Origin of the sequence: Marisediminitalea aggregata (genome assembly GCF_900129565.1) — a bacterium.
GTDB classification, from domain to species: domain Bacteria; phylum Pseudomonadota; class Gammaproteobacteria; order Enterobacterales; family Alteromonadaceae; genus Alteromonas; species Alteromonas aggregata.
In genome coordinates this window covers 355,374-372,714 of record NZ_FQWD01000001.1, presented here as the reverse complement: position 1 = coordinate 372,714, position 17,341 = coordinate 355,374, and the positions used below count along the sequence as shown (strand labels likewise).

At 49.4% G+C, this 17,341-nt stretch carries 14 protein-coding genes; 8 read left to right on the top strand and 6 right to left on the bottom strand.

What is annotated here, in order from left to right:
• Position 1: 1 nt before the first annotated feature.
• From BUB81_RS01545 to BUB81_RS01535, 3 genes are all read left to right on the top strand, one after another.
• A complete protein-coding gene (locus tag BUB81_RS01545) occupies positions 2–2,467 on the top strand; it encodes a glycoside hydrolase family 127 protein (protein WP_073317192.1) in 2,466 nt (821 codons plus the stop codon).
• 20 nt (positions 2,468–2,487) lie between these two features.
• Complete coding sequence (locus tag BUB81_RS01540; protein WP_073317189.1) at positions 2,488–2,913, top strand: FKBP-type peptidyl-prolyl cis-trans isomerase; 426 nt, start codon at positions 2,488–2,490, stop codon at positions 2,911–2,913.
• Positions 2,914–3,031: 118 nt separating this feature from the next.
• Positions 3,032–4,486 (top strand): catalase, encoded by a 1,455-nt coding sequence (locus tag BUB81_RS01535; RefSeq protein ID WP_073317186.1) that lies wholly within the window; start codon positions 3,032–3,034, stop codon positions 4,484–4,486.
• 60 nt (positions 4,487–4,546) lie between these two features.
• On the opposite strand, the gene BUB81_RS01530 is transcribed toward BUB81_RS01535, so the two are convergent.
• Positions 4,547–5,632, bottom strand: a complete 1,086-nt coding sequence (locus BUB81_RS01530; protein WP_073317183.1) for an aromatic ring-hydroxylating oxygenase subunit alpha — start codon at positions 5,630–5,632, stop codon at positions 4,547–4,549.
• A 22-nt stretch (positions 5,633–5,654) separates the two neighbouring features.
• The gene (locus BUB81_RS01525) at positions 5,655–6,608 is read right to left on the bottom strand and encodes a PDR/VanB family oxidoreductase (RefSeq protein ID WP_073317180.1); all 954 of its coding nucleotides are present in this window, start codon (positions 6,606–6,608) and stop codon (positions 5,655–5,657) included.
• Between the two features lie 131 nt (positions 6,609–6,739).
• Between BUB81_RS01525 and BUB81_RS01520 the strand changes: the two genes are divergently transcribed.
• On the top strand, positions 6,740–7,207 hold the full coding sequence (locus BUB81_RS01520; RefSeq protein WP_073317177.1) for a MarR family winged helix-turn-helix transcriptional regulator: 468 nt from the start codon (positions 6,740–6,742) through the stop codon (positions 7,205–7,207).
• A gap of 18 nt (positions 7,208–7,225) precedes the next feature.
• On the opposite strand, the gene BUB81_RS01515 is transcribed toward BUB81_RS01520, so the two are convergent.
• Positions 7,226–8,161: a LysR family transcriptional regulator ArgP gene (locus BUB81_RS01515; RefSeq protein ID WP_245819096.1), complete on the bottom strand. Its 936-nt coding sequence runs from the start codon at positions 8,159–8,161 to the stop codon at positions 7,226–7,228.
• 55 nt (positions 8,162–8,216) lie between these two features.
• Here BUB81_RS01515 and BUB81_RS01510 point away from each other — a divergent pair, with 55 nt between their 5' ends.
• The 3 genes from BUB81_RS01510 to BUB81_RS01500 all read left to right on the top strand — a co-directional run bounded on the left by BUB81_RS01510 (position 8,217) and on the right by BUB81_RS01500 (position 13,259).
• Positions 8,217–8,810 carry a LysE/ArgO family amino acid transporter gene (locus BUB81_RS01510; RefSeq protein ID WP_073317174.1) on the top strand — a complete coding sequence of 198 codons (594 nt, stop codon included), beginning with the start codon at positions 8,217–8,219 and terminating at the stop codon, positions 8,808–8,810.
• 193 nt (positions 8,811–9,003) lie between these two features.
• Positions 9,004–9,738, top strand: coding sequence for a tetratricopeptide repeat protein (locus tag BUB81_RS01505; protein ID WP_073317171.1), 735 nt, complete (start codon positions 9,004–9,006; stop codon positions 9,736–9,738).
• Between the two features lie 287 nt (positions 9,739–10,025).
• Positions 10,026–13,259, top strand: a complete 3,234-nt coding sequence (locus BUB81_RS01500; protein ID WP_073317168.1) for a TonB-dependent receptor — start codon at positions 10,026–10,028, stop codon at positions 13,257–13,259.
• An 84-nt stretch (positions 13,260–13,343) separates the two neighbouring features.
• On the opposite strand, the gene BUB81_RS01495 is transcribed toward BUB81_RS01500, so the two are convergent.
• Complete coding sequence (locus tag BUB81_RS01495) at positions 13,344–13,730, bottom strand: DoxX-like family protein (RefSeq protein WP_073317165.1); 387 nt, start codon at positions 13,728–13,730, stop codon at positions 13,344–13,346.
• A gap of 166 nt (positions 13,731–13,896) precedes the next feature.
• Between BUB81_RS01495 and BUB81_RS01490 the strand changes: the two genes are divergently transcribed.
• Positions 13,897–14,235: an FKBP-type peptidyl-prolyl cis-trans isomerase gene (locus BUB81_RS01490; protein WP_073317161.1), complete on the top strand. Its 339-nt coding sequence runs from the start codon at positions 13,897–13,899 to the stop codon at positions 14,233–14,235.
• 40 nt (positions 14,236–14,275) lie between these two features.
• On the opposite strand, the gene BUB81_RS01485 is transcribed toward BUB81_RS01490, so the two are convergent.
• Positions 14,276–15,793: a tryptophan halogenase family protein gene (locus BUB81_RS01485; RefSeq protein WP_073317158.1), complete on the bottom strand. Its 1,518-nt coding sequence runs from the start codon at positions 15,791–15,793 to the stop codon at positions 14,276–14,278.
• Complete coding sequence (locus BUB81_RS01480; protein WP_073317155.1) at positions 15,793–17,337, bottom strand: tryptophan halogenase family protein; 1,545 nt, start codon at positions 17,335–17,337, stop codon at positions 15,793–15,795. The genes BUB81_RS01485 and BUB81_RS01480 overlap by 1 nt, the downstream gene beginning before the upstream one ends.
• Positions 17,338–17,341 lie beyond the last annotated feature (4 nt).

The following is a 17,341-nucleotide window of genomic DNA, read 5'->3' as shown; positions in this document are numbered from 1 at the left end:
TATGATGAATCCTGTCTTTAAAAAATGGTGTCTGGCGTTTTGCGCCAGCGCCCTGCTGCCGACATTGTCGGCATGTACTGCTGATAGCGCCAATCCCCAAGCGCAAGTCACTGCTGAGCAGGCAAGCTCAGCTGCCGCCCACCATACTATGCCGGTAGGCAAATTATTCGACCTGTCTCAGGTACGCATAACCGATGGGCCTTTTGCCCATGCAATGCACACTAATGTCAGCTACTTGCTCGCCATGGAGCCAGACAGGTTGCTTGCGCCCTATTTACGTGAGGCAGGCCTGACACCGAAAGAAGATTCCTACGGCAACTGGGAAAATTCCGGGTTGGACGGCCATATCGGCGGTCACTATTTAAGTGCATTGAGTCTGGCGTATGCGTCAACGGGTGATGAAGCGCTGTTGCAGCGTTTGCAATATATGCTCAATGAACTGCACCGCGCCCAACAAGCGACGGGCGGGTATCTTGGCGGTATTCCAAACAGTCAGGCTATGTGGGCGCAAATTAAAGCCGGCGAAATCAAAGCGGATTTGTTCAGTCTGAACGACCGTTGGGTACCGCTATACAATATTGACAAGATTTTTCACGGATTACGCGATGCTTATGAGATAGCGCATCAGCCCTTGGCAAAAGCTATGTTAAGTTCGTTGGGTGAATGGATACTCGACACCACGGCTAATCTTACGGATGAGCAATTTCAGCAGATGCTGTACTCAGAGCACGGCGGACTCAATGAAGTGTTTGCCGATATGGCCGCTATTTTCAACGACCCGCGTTATCTGAAACTAGGCCAGCAGTTTACTCATCAGAAAATCATTCAACCGTTAATTGCAGGTCAGGATCAACTGACCGGTTTGCACGCCAACACACAAATTCCAAAAATCATTGGTGCCCTGCGTGTCGCAGAGCTGAACGATGACGCCGCCTGGGAAAAAGCAGCGACGTTCTTCTGGGATACCGTGAGTCAGCATCGCAGCGTGAGTATGGGGGGCAACAGTGTGCGTGAACACTTCCACGATGACAACGATTTCACCCCTATGGTGGAAGACATAGAAGGGCCGGAAACCTGTAACACCTACAACATGATGAAGCTCAGCAAAATGCTGTTTCTTCGCACGGGTGATGCTCGCTATCTGGACTTTTATGAGCGCGCCACATACAACCACATTCTATCTAGCCAGCACCCGCAGCACGGTGGCCTGGTGTACTTTACATCCATGCGTCCGGGTCATTACCGCATGTATTCCTCAGTACATGACTCTATGTGGTGTTGTGTCGGATCAGGTATTGAAAACCATAGTAAGTATGGAGAGTTAGCGTTTACTCACTCAAACGACGAGCTATGGGTAAACCTGTTTATGCCAGCCTCATTACACTGGCCGGAAACCGGCGTTACCGTTACTCAGCGAACCGCCTTCCCCGACAATAACGCGGTGATTTTAACGGTGAATACTGAACGCGATGACACGCCATTTACGCTTAACCTGCGTCAACCCGGCTGGTCAGAAGGCGAGTTAGCGATTAGCGTTAATGGCCAACCAGTGAGTGCTGTACTCACAAACGGTTACTGGCAAGTAACGCGAGACTGGAACATGGGTGACACAGTAACTTTCAAATTAAACCCAACGCTCACCACTGAGCAGTTACCGGATGGTCAGGACTACTATTCCGTAATGTATGGGCCCGTCGTCATGGCGACGCCTGTTACCGCATTTGAAAATGAAACGCTGAACTTTGTGGCTGACGACAGCCGCATGGGTCACATTGCCGCTGGACCTGTATGCCCGCCTGAGGCGTTGCCTATTATGCTGGGTGAGCCCGACGCATTCTTGCAACAGCTCCAACGCCCCGATCCAACGTCATTGTCTTTTGTTGCCAGTGGTAACGTGGCTATTGCGAATCCGGTTGATCAAAACGCCGTTACGCGCCTTATTCCCTTCTTCCGTTTGCACGACGCCCGTTATCAGGTGTACTGGCCGCAAATGCCGGAAACCGCGTTCGATGATTACGTAAAAAGTGCTAATGCAAAAGCGGCTGAACTGGCCGCACTAAAAGCCATGACAGTAGATGCCATTACGCCTGGAGAGCAACAGCCAGAAGTAGAGCATGACTTCCGTGGCGAACAAACACGTGCCGGGGTGAACAACGGCATGCACTGGCGCGACGCCACTGGCTTCTTTGAATACCGTTTAAGCAATAAAGCCCTTGAGGCTGGCGTATTGCGGATCACGTACTTCAAAGGTGACGTAGGCAGACAGTTCTCGATTTCACTGAACAACGAGCTATTAGCAGATGTATCGCTACCGGTTGGTGAACCTGAGACGGATTTTTACACGGTGGATTACCCGTTAAGTCCGGCCATGCGCAAGGCAAACGTGCTTACACTGCGCTTTAGTGCAGCCTCTGGCTCTGTTGCTGGTGGTATTTATGGGATACGCTTGCTGAAAGATCCAAACTAAAATAAGCAAATTTAATAGTAATGGCAAAACAAAAGAAACAAGCAAAAGGCTCCCGGGGAAGTAACCGTAATCTGACCCAGGAAGTGTTAGCGAAATACCGTCAACGCCCCGATACCACCGAAACCGCATCGGGGCTGATTTACCGCATTATTGACGATGCGCAAGGTGAACAGCCTGGTCCGCATCATCGGGTTAAGGTACATCAGCGCATTATGCTGGGCGACGGTACGGTTATCGACGACACCTACAAGAAGGGCTTACCCGAAGACTTTGCGATTAGCGAAGCCATTGAAGGGCTTCAGGAAGCCTTGCCGATGATGTCAGTAGGCGCGCGCTATGAGTTCGTGATCCCGCCGGAACTGGCTTGGGGTAAACGGGGTAACAGCGGCGCAATCGGGCCGAATGCAGTGATGATTGTCGACGTGCGGTTGGTCGATATAGAGTGATTCCAAAAACTGATTAGCATGATTGATATATATCGATATATCTAATTAGTGATTGTTGTTAGGATACTTCCATCAAATAAATGGTTTTTAATTCATAAAACCAATTGGAGGAACTATCATGACAAAACGTTGCCCATTAACTACCAGTTCAGGTGCGCCAGTTGCGCACGACAATCAAAGCCGCACAGCCGGTGCCCGTGGCCCGGTGACGTTCGACAATCATTACCTGTTTGAAAAGTTGGCTCACTTTAACCGTGAACGTATTCCAGAGCGTGTTGTGCATGCTCGCGGGAGTGCCGCGTACGGTACTTTCACGCTAACCAAAAGTCTGAGTGATTACACTATCGCTGATTTCCTGCAAACTGAAGGTCAGCAAACGCCGGTATTTTTGCGCTTTTCTACCGTCGGCGGTGGTCAGGACTCCAGCGACTACGCCCGTGATCCCAGAGGTTTTGCTGTGAAGTTTTATACCCAGCAAGGTAACTGGGACATGGTGGGCAACAACACGCCGGTGTTCTTCCTGCGTGATGGCATTAAATTCCCTGACTTCATTCATTCGCAAAAGAAAAACCCGCGTACCAACCTGCCGGATCCACAGGCCGTGTATGAGTTTTGGGCGAACAACCCACAGTCGCTGCATCAGGCCACTATTCTGATGTCGGACCGCGGCATTCCGGCCTCGTATCGCCACGTTAACGGCTATAGCTCACACACATTGAGCTTCTGGAACGATAACGGCGAACGTTACTGGGTTAAATGGCACTTTAAAACCAACCAGGGCATTCAAACTCTGACTAACGAAGAAGCGGCCACTAAGCCCGCCTTTGGTGCGCAGCAGGATCTGGTGGAAAGCATCGATAAGGGTGACTTCCCTAGCTGGACGGTGAAGGTGCAAATCATGACCGAAGCACAGGCGCAGGATTACTACATTAACCCGTTTGACGTTACCAAAGTGTGGCCGCACAGTGACTTCCCGCTGATTGAAATTGGCCAGCTTGAACTGAATCGCAACGTGGATAATTTCTTTGCGGAAAACGAACAGGCCGCATTCGCGCCGAGCAATTTGGTGCCGGGAATTGGCGCGTCGCCAGACCGTATGTTGCAAGCCCGGTTGATTGCATACCAGGATGCGCAGCGCTACCGCATGGGAGCGAACTATAATCAAATTCCGGTGAATGCGCCGCGTTGTCCGGTACATCACTACCAGCGTGATGGCGCGTTTGCAGGTATCAATCCGGCGGTTGCAGGAAGCGGGGCTAACTTCTATCCGAATGACCGTGCTGAACAGGGTGCCCCCGCAGAAGTGCCGGACGTGGCCGAGCCACCCATGCCGCTTGAACAGGACGCTTGGTTGGGTATTCACGACAACCGTGATGACGACAACTTCTCACAGGCGGGTGATTTGTTCAGGCTGATGAGCCCGTGTCAGAAAGGACAGTTGGTTCACAATATCGCAGCCGGGCTACACCAGTGTACCGACGATGTGCAGCAACGCATGCTGGCTCAGTACGAACAAGCAGATCCGCAGTATGCGGCCATGGTGAAGCAGGCCATTGCGACTTATGAAAAATAAGTGAGCATTAAATGAAACAAACAGCCCGGAACGGGCTGTTTGTTTATGGGTTTATGATATTTACGCCTGTTTCAATGATTCAATAATACGGCGGGCCCGGTTTGCGCCCACATCCACGTGAATATCAATCATCTTCTTGCCGTTAAAGCGCTTCATATTTTCGTACTGGGCTTCAATCACTACTTTGTCTTCGTCGAAGGTAAAGGCCGTTTGGTCGAACACCTTTTTCATGGTGTCTTCCACGTTTTGAGTAGGGTTGCTGGCCATGGTCCACAGGTAAAAGCAGCTTTCGTCGGTTTCAGGCGTTAGCCCGTGAAAACCGCGCATGTGAAAGCCGCCACGGTCCGGTGAATCAACCGGTTCGCTGCCTTGTTCCACCGCGCCTGTCCAGATTTCCAGATGTGAGGGGTGAAATACGATTTCCTGCCAGCGGTCTATCTTGCCACTGAACGGGTAAGCGGCACTGTATGTCGGTGGTGGCGTTGAATTCAGCATATGCCGCACGACTTTCACGCTGTTGCCATCCTGAGTGACATCCATTTGCGCATTCATGTGAATACTGGCATTACCACCAATGGTTTTAAGGTGCACGTAACCTAAATGGCTCAGATCCAATAAATTATCATGGACTAACTGATAGGGCGCGTTGTAGTGGAATACATCACCGCTGTAATGGTAAGCGGGATTATTGTGAACCGGGTAGTGCGGTGGTTCACAGGTGGGTTCGCTATTTACCTCGTTGCCAAACCAGATCCAGATCAGTGCGTCTTGTTCTTTAACGACATAGCGCTGTACTTTCGCTCGCGAAGGGACTTTTTCCTGTCCTGGGATTTCGATGACTTTACCGTCGCCGTTAAACAACAAACCATGGTAACCACAGCGTACGCCGTTGTCTTCCAGTGTACCTGCAGACAAGGGTAAAAACCGGTGACAGCAGCGGTCTTCTAACGCGTTTACCGCTCCGTCGGCAGTGCGAAATAGCACTACGGGCTCATTCAACAGCGTTCGGCCCAGTGGCTTGTCGGTCAATTCACTGCTTAACGCGGCAACATACCACATATCCAGAGGGAAGTTGTGGCGTGTGCCTGCTGTGCTTTTTGTCGGGGTTGGCGACGCTTCAGTTGGGGAAAATTGTTGTACGGTCATGGGTTATATCTCGGGTGTAGGGTTATAAATCCAGTGTCAGCGATGCCGAAACAGCACGTGAACAGCAGGGGGTAAACTGATTGTGTTGCGACTTTTCCTGTTCGGTGAGATAGCCATCGCGGTGGTCAACTTCACCATCCAGGACGTTCAGTAAACAGGTGCCACATACGCCCTGTTCACAGCTGGCATCGACCTCTATACCGGCGTCATCCAGTGCTTCAAGTGCGGTTTGGTCTGCTTTTACCGGTATGCTGACACCAGCGCGTTTTAGGATCAGCTCAAAGGGCTTGTCTCCATCGGTATCCGCTTGCTCCAGGCCGAAGCGCTCCTGATGCAATGCGTTTGCCGGCCAGTTAAGTTCATTGGCGATGGAAAAAACTATCTCCATAAAGCTGTTTGGGCCACAGGTATATAACCCGCTTAGCGCGGCATATTCACCGATGTTCTGTGCCAACCACGCTTTGACTTGTTCGCGGTTGTCTGGCTGAAGTATCCGTACGCGATCAGCAAAAAAACCATGTTGTAGTTCAGTGTCAAACGCAACGCGCTGGTCGGGCTTGTTGACATACAGCAAGGTAAATTCCTTGCCTTGTTCTGCCAAAGTATGTGCCATCGACATAATGGGGGTAATACCGATGCCGCCAGCTACCAACACGGTTTTTGCATCTTCCGGGTTCAGGGCAAACAGGTTTCTGGGCGCGGAGATTTGAACACGCTGACCAGGCTGAAAAGAAGCGTGGATTGCCGCAGAGCCACCGCGAGAATTCGGGTCTCGAAGCACGGCAACACTATACGCATAGCGCTCAGACGGAGAACTACACAGGGAATACTGGCGCGTAATGGCATCATTTACACGAACATCAATATGGGCGCCTGCTTCAAAGGCCGGCAAAGGCTGGTTTGCCGGATCTGTGAAGGTAAGCTTGAGCACCGATTCGGATAACGGCGTTATGGCCTGAAGATTAACATCGAGCATAAAGGCTTCTTGGTTTAACTAATCATTAACAAATATTAAATGTTAATATAGTTGATATGTCAACTATATTGGGGCTACTCAATAGCCAGAATTGCCGTTAAGATGAGTTTTTTAGCTTTCCAATACCCTTCATGTCTGAACAAAACCGAAATAAAAACAAACAGCTGGACTTAGAACGTTATGTACCCGCCTTGATTACGTATTTGGCCAATAAATTATCAAGCGGCGCGTCTCAGCACTATCGCAGTGAATTTGGTGTGGGGGTGGTCGAATGGCGGGTTATGGCGTTACTGGCGGTAGAGCCTGCAATTACCGCTAATCGGGTATGTAAGGTTATCGGACTGGACAAAGCGGCAGTGAGCCGCGCCATCAAAAGCCTGGATAGCGCAGCGTTGATCACGTTAGAAAAAAGCGACAAAGATGCCCGTCAGATTCTGATAAATCTATCGGCTGTCGGGCGAGAAAAACACGACGCTATTTTAGATGTCGCGCTCGCCAGAGAAGCAAGATTACTTGATGTGTTGTCCGTGGATGAACGAGAGCAACTCATTGTTATGCTGCAAAAGCTGAATGAGCAAATTCCCAAAGTAAACGGCTGAAATTACGAGCGGCTGAAATTAAGAGACACCCGGCTGAATTAACCGACGTTTTGCCACGTTCAGGGCATGGGCCCGTAAGCTCGCTAATAACGGGCTCTCGGTTTGCCAGTAATGCCAGTAAAGGGGGGTGTCGAGTGTGTAGTGAGGCGCTAAATCCACCATTTCTCCACGTGCTATGCCATCGCCGATTTGTAGCTCTGGCAACAATCCGTAACCTAACCCTGCTACTACTGACTGCCTGAATCCCTCCGAAGACGGGCACAGGTGTATGCGTTTTGGCGTGGCTTTAACGATATCGGTTAAAAACTCATGCTGAAGCTTGTCGTGCTCATCAAACACTAAACACGGGGCGTCTGCCAAATCTGCTACCGACTGAATGTCATGAGCTGCTACAAACGCCGGGCTGGCAACCGCGCGATATCGCAACGCGCCTAAATAACTCACTAACCCACCGTTTACCGGCTCTGCGGTAGAGGCTATACACACCATAACTTCACCGGATTTCATACGATTCAGTACAACCGTTTGGTCCTGCAGCACGATCTCAAATTGTAAACGTGCGTTGATTTCATTGTTGGCTGTTACCAGTGCTTCAGGCAACCAGGTGGCAATGGAGTCTGAGTTAGCTGCAAGCCGAACAATCAGTGGTTTTTGTGGATCGCTATCGAATTGCAATGCGTTAATACCCAGGCCGTATTCCAGTTGCAGTACCTGTTGCAGGTGATTCAGCAAGCGCGTGCCAGTGGCGGTAGGTTTGGGCGGTTGTTGTCTTAGCAAAACCGGCTCGCCCAACTGCGATTCTAACTGCTGAATGCGCCGGCTTACCGCAGATTGGGTAATAAACAGCTTGCGGGCGGCACGTTCAAATCCACCTTCGTTAATCACCGCAGACAGGGCGTGCAGTTGTGCGTAATCAATCATGAGTTTTGTGCATGTGTAAAGAATATTATTCATTAGATTAATAACACCTGATACGTAAAATGCAAACCAAATTACGACGGGGGTGGTCATGTCTTTTATAGCAGGTGTGTTGTTGGGGTTGAGTTTAATTGTGGCAATTGGCGCACAAAATGTGTGGGTGCTGAGCCAATGTATGGCGGGGGCAAATCGACTCGCCATCGCATTAACCTGCATGCTGTGCGATGCCGCGTTAATTGTCATTGGCGTGTTTGCGGCGAACCGACTTACCGAAGTTGCTCCTTTTCTGCTGCCCTGGCTAACCGGCGGCGGCGTGGCTATGTTGCTGTATCTGGCATGGCAGGCGGGTTACCGGGCCATAAAAAGTAAATCGGGTTTGCGTACTGAGCAGGTAAAGCCTCAGCATTGGTGGAGAACAGTAATGGCTGCGCTGGCAATCAGCTTGCTTAATCCACACGTATATTTGGATACCGTTGTGTTACTTGGTTCTATCGGCGCTCAGCAAACTAACCCGGCTTTGTTTGCAGTGGGAGCTTGTACTGCTTCCGTAATGTGGTTTGGTGCTTTGACAGCGTTTTCGCCAAAATTGAAAACCTTACTCAGTTCACCGTTTCGCTGGCGGGTTTTCGATAGTGCCATTGCGTTGATTCTCACCGGCATGGCCGTGAAGCTTTGCTTCGTGTGAGTAACGTATTGGCGTATTTTAGGCTGCGAAGTTAACCGTGTCCTTCAGGAAAAGGACTTGCCTCGGCAAGTCCTTTTTATTTATTCCCCATTTTACTGTTGGCGAAAAGTTAATTAATTGTTATTAATGGCGGTGGAAAGTTACTGGCATGCCGTTCAATGTCATTCAGTTAATCTAATCGAGGGACCACAGAATGCGAAGTCAAAGGGTAAAAACACGTCATTATTTAATCGGCTTAATGGCAGTCGGTACGCTATGTAGCGGGCCGCTATTTGCTGCTGTTCAGGACGATCCTCAAACCAATAATAACGATGAAGACATTGAAAATATCACTGTCACAGCCAGAGCCGGCGATGCAGCCATGCAGGCTTTTAATGCCGGTAATTTTGAATTGGCAGAAATTAAGTTTAAAGAAAATGAACGTTGTGCACTCAGAGTAGAGCGCAATCGACAGGCGTTTATTGAAGGGGTAAGAGAGTCTCAAATTAGCCAGGAAGTCAATGGGGGAGGTGTTAACACCGGAAGCTCCATGACTGACTCAAACGCAGCCAGAGTGGAAGGAAATTCCTCAATGAATGCAATTGCCGCTAAAACCCAAAAAGCCGAAGACAAAGTGCGTGAAAACACCTGCGAAAATCGCGCTTTTCAAATCTACATGGCTGGGATGTCTCAGTTGCAGCTTGGTCGGGCAGAAGACGCGGAAGCAAGCTTTGAGCGCGCTGTTGCTTTAAGTCAGATTCAATACGATGCCCATTATCGGCTGGCTTTAATGAAGCTGTTACGCCAGGACAAATCGGGCGCTGAAGGCCATTTAGAGGCAATCAACAGTATCTTAAAACGCTGCTACAACTGTGATGCCCGTGAAGAGATCGTGCGGATTTCTGATTTCTTGCAAAAAGCTGTGGATGGGAAGATAAAGCTCAATTAAGTGATTCTTTATCTTTGTATCAATCAGTTAGCGTAATTCAATCAAACAAAAATACTGGCTTTTATTAAAATAAAATTTGCTTGAAAAATAACCTTGAAAATAATATGGTAAAAAAATGTATAAAAATTGTTACATTGTTTTGTCAGTTTTATACATAAATATTTGCTTCGGAGTTGTGAGCGTCTAGCGCTTTTTTTTAGCACTGTTTTGAAAGCGCTTACATTGAAGTGAATTGCACGGAATAAAATAACAATAAGTTCAGCTCGGGTGCGTGTATGGAGATGAAAATGGATAAGAGACACACTCAACAAAAAAGTTCGGATGGAAAGTTTAAGAAAAGTTTAATTGCCATGGCAATTGTGGGATTCACACAACAGGCATACGCTCAGGAAGCGCCTGCAACACAAGAGGAAGAGACTGAACAATACGAAACGGAGGTCATTGAAGTTAAGGGTATAAGGGGCGCATTAGAAACTGCCGCTGATCTGAAACGCTCGTCAAAAACCTTCGTTGATTCAATTACTGCAACAGATGCAAACGTACTGCCGGATTTGTCCGTTGCAGAAGCACTAGCGCGTATACCGGGTATCACGGTTACGCGATTTACCGCAGGGGCCGACGATTTTCCTTCACCAGAAGGCTCAGGAAACCTGATCCGTGGTTTGGGTTTTGTCCGCTCTGAATTTAACGGCCGCGATGCATTCAGTGCAAATGGTGGTCGTGCACTGGATTGGTCTGCTATCCCGCCAGAGCTGATTGGCGGCGTTGATGTTTATAAAAACCAATCTGCAGACCTGATTGAAGGTGGTATCGGTGGCTCAATTAACTTAAGAACACTGGAACCGTTCGACCGTGAAGGTCGGATTCTGATTTTTAGTGCAGATACTACCTACACCGACTTACGCGAAGAGTGGAGCCCTTCATTCAGCGTTGTCGCGGGTGACAGATGGAAGAACTCTAAAGGTGAGTTCGGCTTGTTGGGATCATTCTCAACGTCTGATCTGGCTTCTGAAATTCATGGTTTCCAAACCGCTGCACCAAACCCGCGTGACAACATTCCTCAGGATGCGTTTACCGGGGATTATATTCCTGAAGCAGGCTCTGTCGTTGCTGTGCCTCAGGGTTTCCAGCTACGTACCAACCAGGTAGACAGAACACGAGACAGTTTTTACGTGGCTGGTCAGTGGCGCAGCCCTGACAACGATACCGAATTAACCGTAAAATATATCCGCGTAGAAAATGACAGCAACTCTGTTGAGCGTACGACAGAATCCTTTACCGATGCCAACAGCTGGAACCGGTTTGAATTAAGCGAGCTGGTTGTTAAGCCATTTACTTCAGACGGCATTGCGCGCTGTAACGGTAACAACGAAAGCCCGGTGGGTTTCTGTGATGAAACCGTGCCGGTTACCGGTGGCCTGATGGAACAAGGTATGCTGACCGATTCAGGCGACTCCTGGTATGGCGCATACGGTTTGCAGTTGAGTAACCTGGGAGTGGGTATTCAGCAAGAATCAATGACCGACGATTTAAGCTTTAACCTGAAAATGCGTCCAACGGACAACTGGATGGTCGAAGTTGACGCTCACCATACAACCGCTGACTCGAAACGTCGTGAGTTATGGGTTGGTTCGAATACCTTTGTGCAGGCGTTTTACCGCCCGGATCTCGACAACCCTTATCTGGAATTCTCGCATGATCCGCGCTTAGCGATTGGTGACTTCATTTTTGATGAGGGCAATAACCAAAATGCCTGGCAGTACCCAACCAGTACCGCGGACGCCGGCTCTACGTTTATGCCGTTTATCTCTGATGGCTTCCAGGATGGTGAAGGTGAGTTAACCGCAGTACGTGCTGATGCAACCTACCAGTTTGAAGGCGACTCGTGGTTTGAATCTGTGAAGTTTGGGGCGCGCTATTCTGAACGCGAGCAGGTCAATCGCGACGCAGGTATGAACTGGCAGGCCGCATCACAAGCGTGGAATGGCGGTATGGCTATGTACAATAACTTCGATACCGTTGCCCATGAAGTGGTGGATATGTCTAACTTCTACCGCGGCGGCGTGTTGGGTGGAGACAACACTTCCTTTGTCTTTGTGGATTCCAACTTGTTGCGCAATCCGCACCAGTTCTTCGATTTCTATCAGAACGAGCCTGACTTAGCGAATGGTGCCTGGAACCCTTACTCGGCCAATGGCATTGAAAGACGCACCCAGGATGGCAAATATACGCCAATTTATGAGCCAAATCAGATTTCCGATATTACGGAAGAAACACTGAACCTGTACGTGCGATTGGATTTCTATCATCAGTTGGGTGATGGCATGGATATCGAAGGTAACGTGGGTCTGCGATATACCCGCACCCAATCGATGTCTGATGGGGAGCTCAGATACAATCAGGTTTGGGAAGACACGGATGATGTTGACTTGCCTGATTACCCACAAAGCGCAGAAGATCGCGACCATCCGGCTGACTTTTTGCCGGAGTCCGTTGCGTATTTGGAGCAGGCGTCAAGTGACAGAACAGTTGACTTAACTGACGATCATTTCCTGCCTTCATTGAACGTGAAGTGGAACTTAAACGACGACATGTTACTGCGCTTTGGCGTGAGTAAAGCTGTGACGCGTCCGAATATCCAGGATCTGAGAGCCGCGCAAACGGTGTCTGGCGCATTCACAACTGTGCAGTTTGACCCGCTGCCTGAGGATGATCCGAACTTTGGTATTGCGCGCGGAGCGGAAGATATCTTCCTGCGCTCAATTAACGTAAACGGTGGTAACCCTGACCTTAAATCCACAGAAGCGGTAAATTGGGACTTGTCGTTTGAATGGTACTTCGAAGACGGTGAATATTTCAGCGCGGCTGTGTTTAATAAGGATCTCAAAAACATCATCACCTTTGGTGTTGATGTACAGGATACCATTACGCTGGATGGCGAGTCGGTTAACTATCAATACGTTGGGCCGGTTAACCAGGCTGATGCAGAAATTCGAGGTATAGAGTTCTCGTATCAGGACTTCTTCGACGACCTGCCGGGCATTTGGTCTAATTTAGGTGTGCAGGCTAACTATACCTATATCGATGCGTCGGCCACACCGCCGCCAGCATTTTTGGATGCCGATGATGACGGTCAGCCGGATGAAGGCTCATTTGCCAATAACCTGCGTTTCGGGCGTTCTGATCTGGTTGGGCAATCACGCCACACGGCAAACCTGATTGGTATTTATCAGGATGATAAGTTTGAGGTACGTATTGCGTACAACTACCGCTCACACTACCTGAATAACTACCGTGACTGGATTACGGGTGATCCTCTGTTCCAAAGACCAACGAGTTTTGTTGATGTGTCACTCCGCTATGATGTGACTGACAACGTTCAGCTAAGCTTCAACGGTGCAAACATCTTCGACGAGAAGAGCAGCTCCGAGGCGCAAATTGACCAAAGCGGTCAGCGTTACATGCGCTCAAGCTTCCTGAACGATCGTCGCTTTAAGTTTGGTATTCGCTATACCTACTAATACTGTGATAACGGTTGTAACTTAGTGTTCATATAAAAAGAGTGTGCATGTAAAAAGGCCAGGCAACTGGCCTTTTTTATTTGTTTATTGCTGTAAAGACGCCTTTGTCGTTTCTATTGAAAACAGATATACACCCAATGCGATGCAGGGAATATTGGTTGTAACCGGATTAAATGCTTCAACAAGCAACGAAGGCTGCAACACCGCGCTGACAAGAAGTAAGCCAGCTAACGCCAGGATATTCAGCATTAACAGGGGTTTTGACTGGTAGTATTTGATGAGCAGTAACCCGAAGATGACTTCACCTGCGCCTGCAAGCTTAATAAACCAAAATGTAGCGTCAGCAGAGAGCCCAATGCTGGATGATAGTTGCCACTCCAGTGGTGCTATTGTGAATAACTTTGGTACCAGCCCCTGATAAATCCACATTAAACCTAATGTGAACCTGGCTATATTAATGTGCTTTGTCATATCTGCTCGCTAATAATGAGAAATCAGTAAAATTCAATGAACGGGTCATGATTATTCTCGTTGAATTAATAGGGACAGAATTGCTAACGATATCTCACTCGGCCAGATTCCCCAAGCTTAAAACCTGCGTTACCATGCGCCCAATATTGAATAAATGAGAATAAGCATGACTGAGCAAATCCGAATTGAAGACGTTGTTGTGGGCGAGGGCTGTGAGGTGAAGAAAGGTGCGTTGATCACTGCGCATTATCGCGGGTTTTTGGATGACGGCACTGAGTTTGATTCATCCTATGAAAAAGGCCGTCCGTTTCAAACGGTATTATCAAAAAACAAGGTGATTCAAGGGTGGTTTCAGGGCTTACAGGGGATGCGGGTTGGCGGAACGCGTAAGTTGTGGGTACCGGCAGAGCTGGCATACGGCGAAAGGCAGGTGGGAAAGATCCCTCCGAACAGTAATCTGTACTTCGAGATTGAATTACTGGAAGCCCTTAATCGCGACGATTAACGGGTTTGTACAATCTCCTGCTTTTGCCGGGACAAATCGGTTAACCTGACGAACTGGCTTTGCAGTGCTGCGCAATAAAATCCTCGTGGCCAGGCATCACCTGCAGACACTTGCCTGTAACCGTATGAATTTCTTCCATACGGCGGTGTAGCTCATCATCCGGTAGCATATCGGCAATGGGGTGATAGCGCTCAGGGTGAATGCCCTGACCGTGCATGACCGCAAACCAACTGACGTGGTTAAACAGCTCATTGTCGTGGCGGTATAAGCGAGCATTTTGTTTGTAGATCTCAATGCGTTTATGCAGCGAGTCGGGAATATCCATGGTGCGGCAGTAATGCCAGAACGGGCTGTCGTTTCGACGTGTGGCTTTGTAGTGCAAAATCAAAAAGTCACGTACCTGCTCGTACTCAAGCCGGGTGCGCTCATTGTAATAATCAATATCGTGCTGATTAAACAGCTTGTCGGGGAAATTCGTCATTAACCGGGCAATGGCGGTTTGAATTAAGTGTATTGACGTGGATTCCAGTGGCTCTAAAAAGCCAGATGCTAATCCCAGCGACACCACATTCTTGTTCCAGGGCTTTTTGCGGATCCCGGCTTTAAAGCGCAGGTAATTGGGCTCGGAAATCGGTTCGCTGTTCAGGTCGGCGTACAGACTTTGCAATGCCGTGTCGTCGTCCATAAACTTGCTACAATACACGTGACCGTTGCCGGTGCGAGACTGCAACGGAATTCGCCATTGCCAGCCAGCTGATTTTGCCGTAGCACGGGTGAAAGGGGTCAACTCGTCGAGCTTGTTGCTGGCTACCGCAATGGCCCGGTCGCAAGGCAAATAATGGGACCAGTCTTCGTAGCCGCTATTTAAGGTTTGTTCGATGAGCAGGCCTTTGAAGCCCGAGCAGTCGATAAACAAATCCCCTTCAATGTGATGGCCGTTATCGGTATCCACACTGGCAATATGGCCGTTTTCCGGATGCTGATTTACCCGGGTGATTTTACCCTCGGTACGCACAACACCATTGGCTTCTGCTATGCCGCGTAAGTGCCTGGCGTACAGCATGGCATCGAATTGAAATGCGTAGGCAATGGTGCTCAGCGGTGAACCTTGCAGTTCAACCTGCGCGCGCTGAAACTTATTGGCCTGGGCTGCCAGGATTTGCAGGTTAAATTCATCGATGGGTTTAGCCTGACCCATTTTTTGCTGGCGGAGCCACATGTGATGAAAGTGGATGCCTTCCATGTCCATGCCGTAAGGGCCAAATGGGTGAATATAAGACTCACCGGTTTGCCCCCAGTCTACAAATTCGATCCCCAGCTTAAAAGTACCGTTGGTGAACTTAACGAAGTCGTTTTCGTTAATGCCCAGCAACCGATTAAAGTACAGAATGTGCGGAATGGTTGCTTCGCCCACGCCTACCGTGCCGATTTGTTCTGACTCGATAAGCTCAATAGTAATGCTGTCGTCATGCAATAGCTTTGACATGGCAGCGGCTGCCATCCATCCGGCAGTACCACCGCCTACAATGACAATCTTTTTAATACGGTGCTCTGACATTATTGTCTTCCCATTGAAAACGTTGGGTTTGGTTGCATGGCGGTGTATTTTTCAATAAACATTGCATGGTCGGGAAGGCGCGCAACAGATTGTTCCATGGCCTGCTTCATGGAGTTCAGACTACGCTGAATATCCGCCACCGGGATATTAGCCAGAATCGGGTCGAAGGTTTTGGGGAAAATGCCCTGACCAACCATTACCGCTACCCAACTGGAGCGGGTAAAGAGTTCATGATCGTCTCTGAATACGCGGCCGCCTTGCTGGAATAGCGTCATTTTGTGGGTTAGCGAGTCTGGTATCTCCATATCTCGCACATAGCGCCAGAACGGGCTGTCATCGCGGGTGGTGGCTTTGTAATGCAGAATAATGAAGTCGCGAACCTGCTCGAATTCCCGGGTCATTAAGCGGTTGTATTCGTTGCGGATCACAGGGTGTAGCCCGGCATCCGGGTACAGGGAAATAAAGCGGCTGATACCCTGCTGGATTAGAAACAACGAGGTAGATTCCAGCGGCTCCAGAAAACCGGCCGACAAGCCGATACCAATGCAGTTCTTCTCCCAGAAGGCTTCCTGACACCCTGTTTTAAACTGAATGGTACGCACCTCTGAAATGGGCTTGCTGTCGAGTCCATCGAGCAGAATCTGACGAGCCAGGTCGTGACCCATAAAACGGTCACAGTAGATGTGCCCATTACCGACGCGCTGCTGGGTAGGTATGCGCCATTGCCAGCCAGCGGTTTTTGCGGTTGAACGCGTGAAGGGGAGAACTTTGTCGGTTTGTTCTGTGGCAACGGTTTGCGCCGTGTTACACGGCAGCCAGTGGCTCCAGTCTCGGAATTTCACGCCCAGTGTGTCGCCGAGTAATAAAGATCGGAATCCGGAGCAATCGAAAAATAACTCACCGCCTACGGTGGTGCCATCTTCCAGTGTCAGGCCCGCAATATTGCCGGTGTCTGTGTGTTGCTGCACGCTGGCAATTTTGCCTTCAATGCGTTTTACGCCACGCTGTTCCGCGTATTTACGTAAATACGCGGCATAAGCAGTGGCATCAAAATGGTAGGCATAGCGCAAATGCGAGAGCACCGAGTTGGGGTTTTGCTCAGGCAGCACAAACTTGTTCTGCTTCGCGGCGACCGCACAGATACTGTAGTCTTCAAGATCACAGGTATTCCCGGCGGCCAGGGTGTGCAGCCAGTACTGATGAAAGTCGACGCCATTCATATCAACGCCGTGTCCGCCAAACGGGTGGAAGTAGCTGTCGCCTAATTTACCCCAGTCGTTAAACTCAATACCGAGTTTAAAGGTGCCGTTGGTGGCTTTAATAAATTCACTCTCGCTGATGCCCAGCAATTTATTAAAGTTGATCATATCGGGGATCGTGGCCTCCCCTACACCAATGGTGCCAATCTGTTCAGACTCCACCAGAGTAATCTTAACGTCGCCAGTGGGCAGCATGCGAGACAGCGCGGCGGCGGTCATCCAACCGGCGGAGCCGCCACCAACAATGGTTATCTGTTTTAGTATATTTGGCGTTGAGTCTTTCATTTTA

What these genes read in the sequence shown, in the direction of transcription:
- BUB81_RS01505 (WP_073317171.1), top strand. Translation starts at nt 9,004, where the DNA reads ATGCGAAGTCAAAGGGTAAAAACACGTCATTATTTAATCGGCTTAATG.
- BUB81_RS01515 (WP_245819096.1), bottom strand. Translation starts at nt 8,161, where the DNA reads ATGAATAATATTCTTTACACATGCACAAAACTCATGATTGATTACGCA.
- BUB81_RS01500 (WP_073317168.1), top strand. Translation starts at nt 10,026, where the DNA reads ATGGATAAGAGACACACTCAACAAAAAAGTTCGGATGGAAAGTTTAAG.
- BUB81_RS01520 (WP_073317177.1), top strand. Translation starts at nt 6,740, where the DNA reads ATGTCTGAACAAAACCGAAATAAAAACAAACAGCTGGACTTAGAACGT.
- BUB81_RS01540 (WP_073317189.1), top strand. Translation starts at nt 2,488, where the DNA reads ATGGCAAAACAAAAGAAACAAGCAAAAGGCTCCCGGGGAAGTAACCGT.
- BUB81_RS01495 (WP_073317165.1), bottom strand. Translation starts at nt 13,730, where the DNA reads ATGACAAAGCACATTAATATAGCCAGGTTCACATTAGGTTTAATGTGG.
- BUB81_RS01490 (WP_073317161.1), top strand. Translation starts at nt 13,897, where the DNA reads ATGACTGAGCAAATCCGAATTGAAGACGTTGTTGTGGGCGAGGGCTGT.
- BUB81_RS01525 (WP_073317180.1), bottom strand. Translation starts at nt 6,608, where the DNA reads ATGCTCGATGTTAATCTTCAGGCCATAACGCCGTTATCCGAATCGGTG.
- BUB81_RS01545 (WP_073317192.1), top strand. Translation starts at nt 2, where the DNA reads ATGATGAATCCTGTCTTTAAAAAATGGTGTCTGGCGTTTTGCGCCAGC.
- BUB81_RS01485 (WP_073317158.1), bottom strand. Translation starts at nt 15,793, where the DNA reads ATGTCAGAGCACCGTATTAAAAAGATTGTCATTGTAGGCGGTGGTACT.
- BUB81_RS01480 (WP_073317155.1), bottom strand. Translation starts at nt 17,337, where the DNA reads ATGAAAGACTCAACGCCAAATATACTAAAACAGATAACCATTGTTGGT.
- BUB81_RS01510 (WP_073317174.1), top strand. Translation starts at nt 8,217, where the DNA reads ATGTCTTTTATAGCAGGTGTGTTGTTGGGGTTGAGTTTAATTGTGGCA.
- BUB81_RS01535 (WP_073317186.1), top strand. Translation starts at nt 3,032, where the DNA reads ATGACAAAACGTTGCCCATTAACTACCAGTTCAGGTGCGCCAGTTGCG.
- BUB81_RS01530 (WP_073317183.1), bottom strand. Translation starts at nt 5,632, where the DNA reads ATGACCGTACAACAATTTTCCCCAACTGAAGCGTCGCCAACCCCGACA.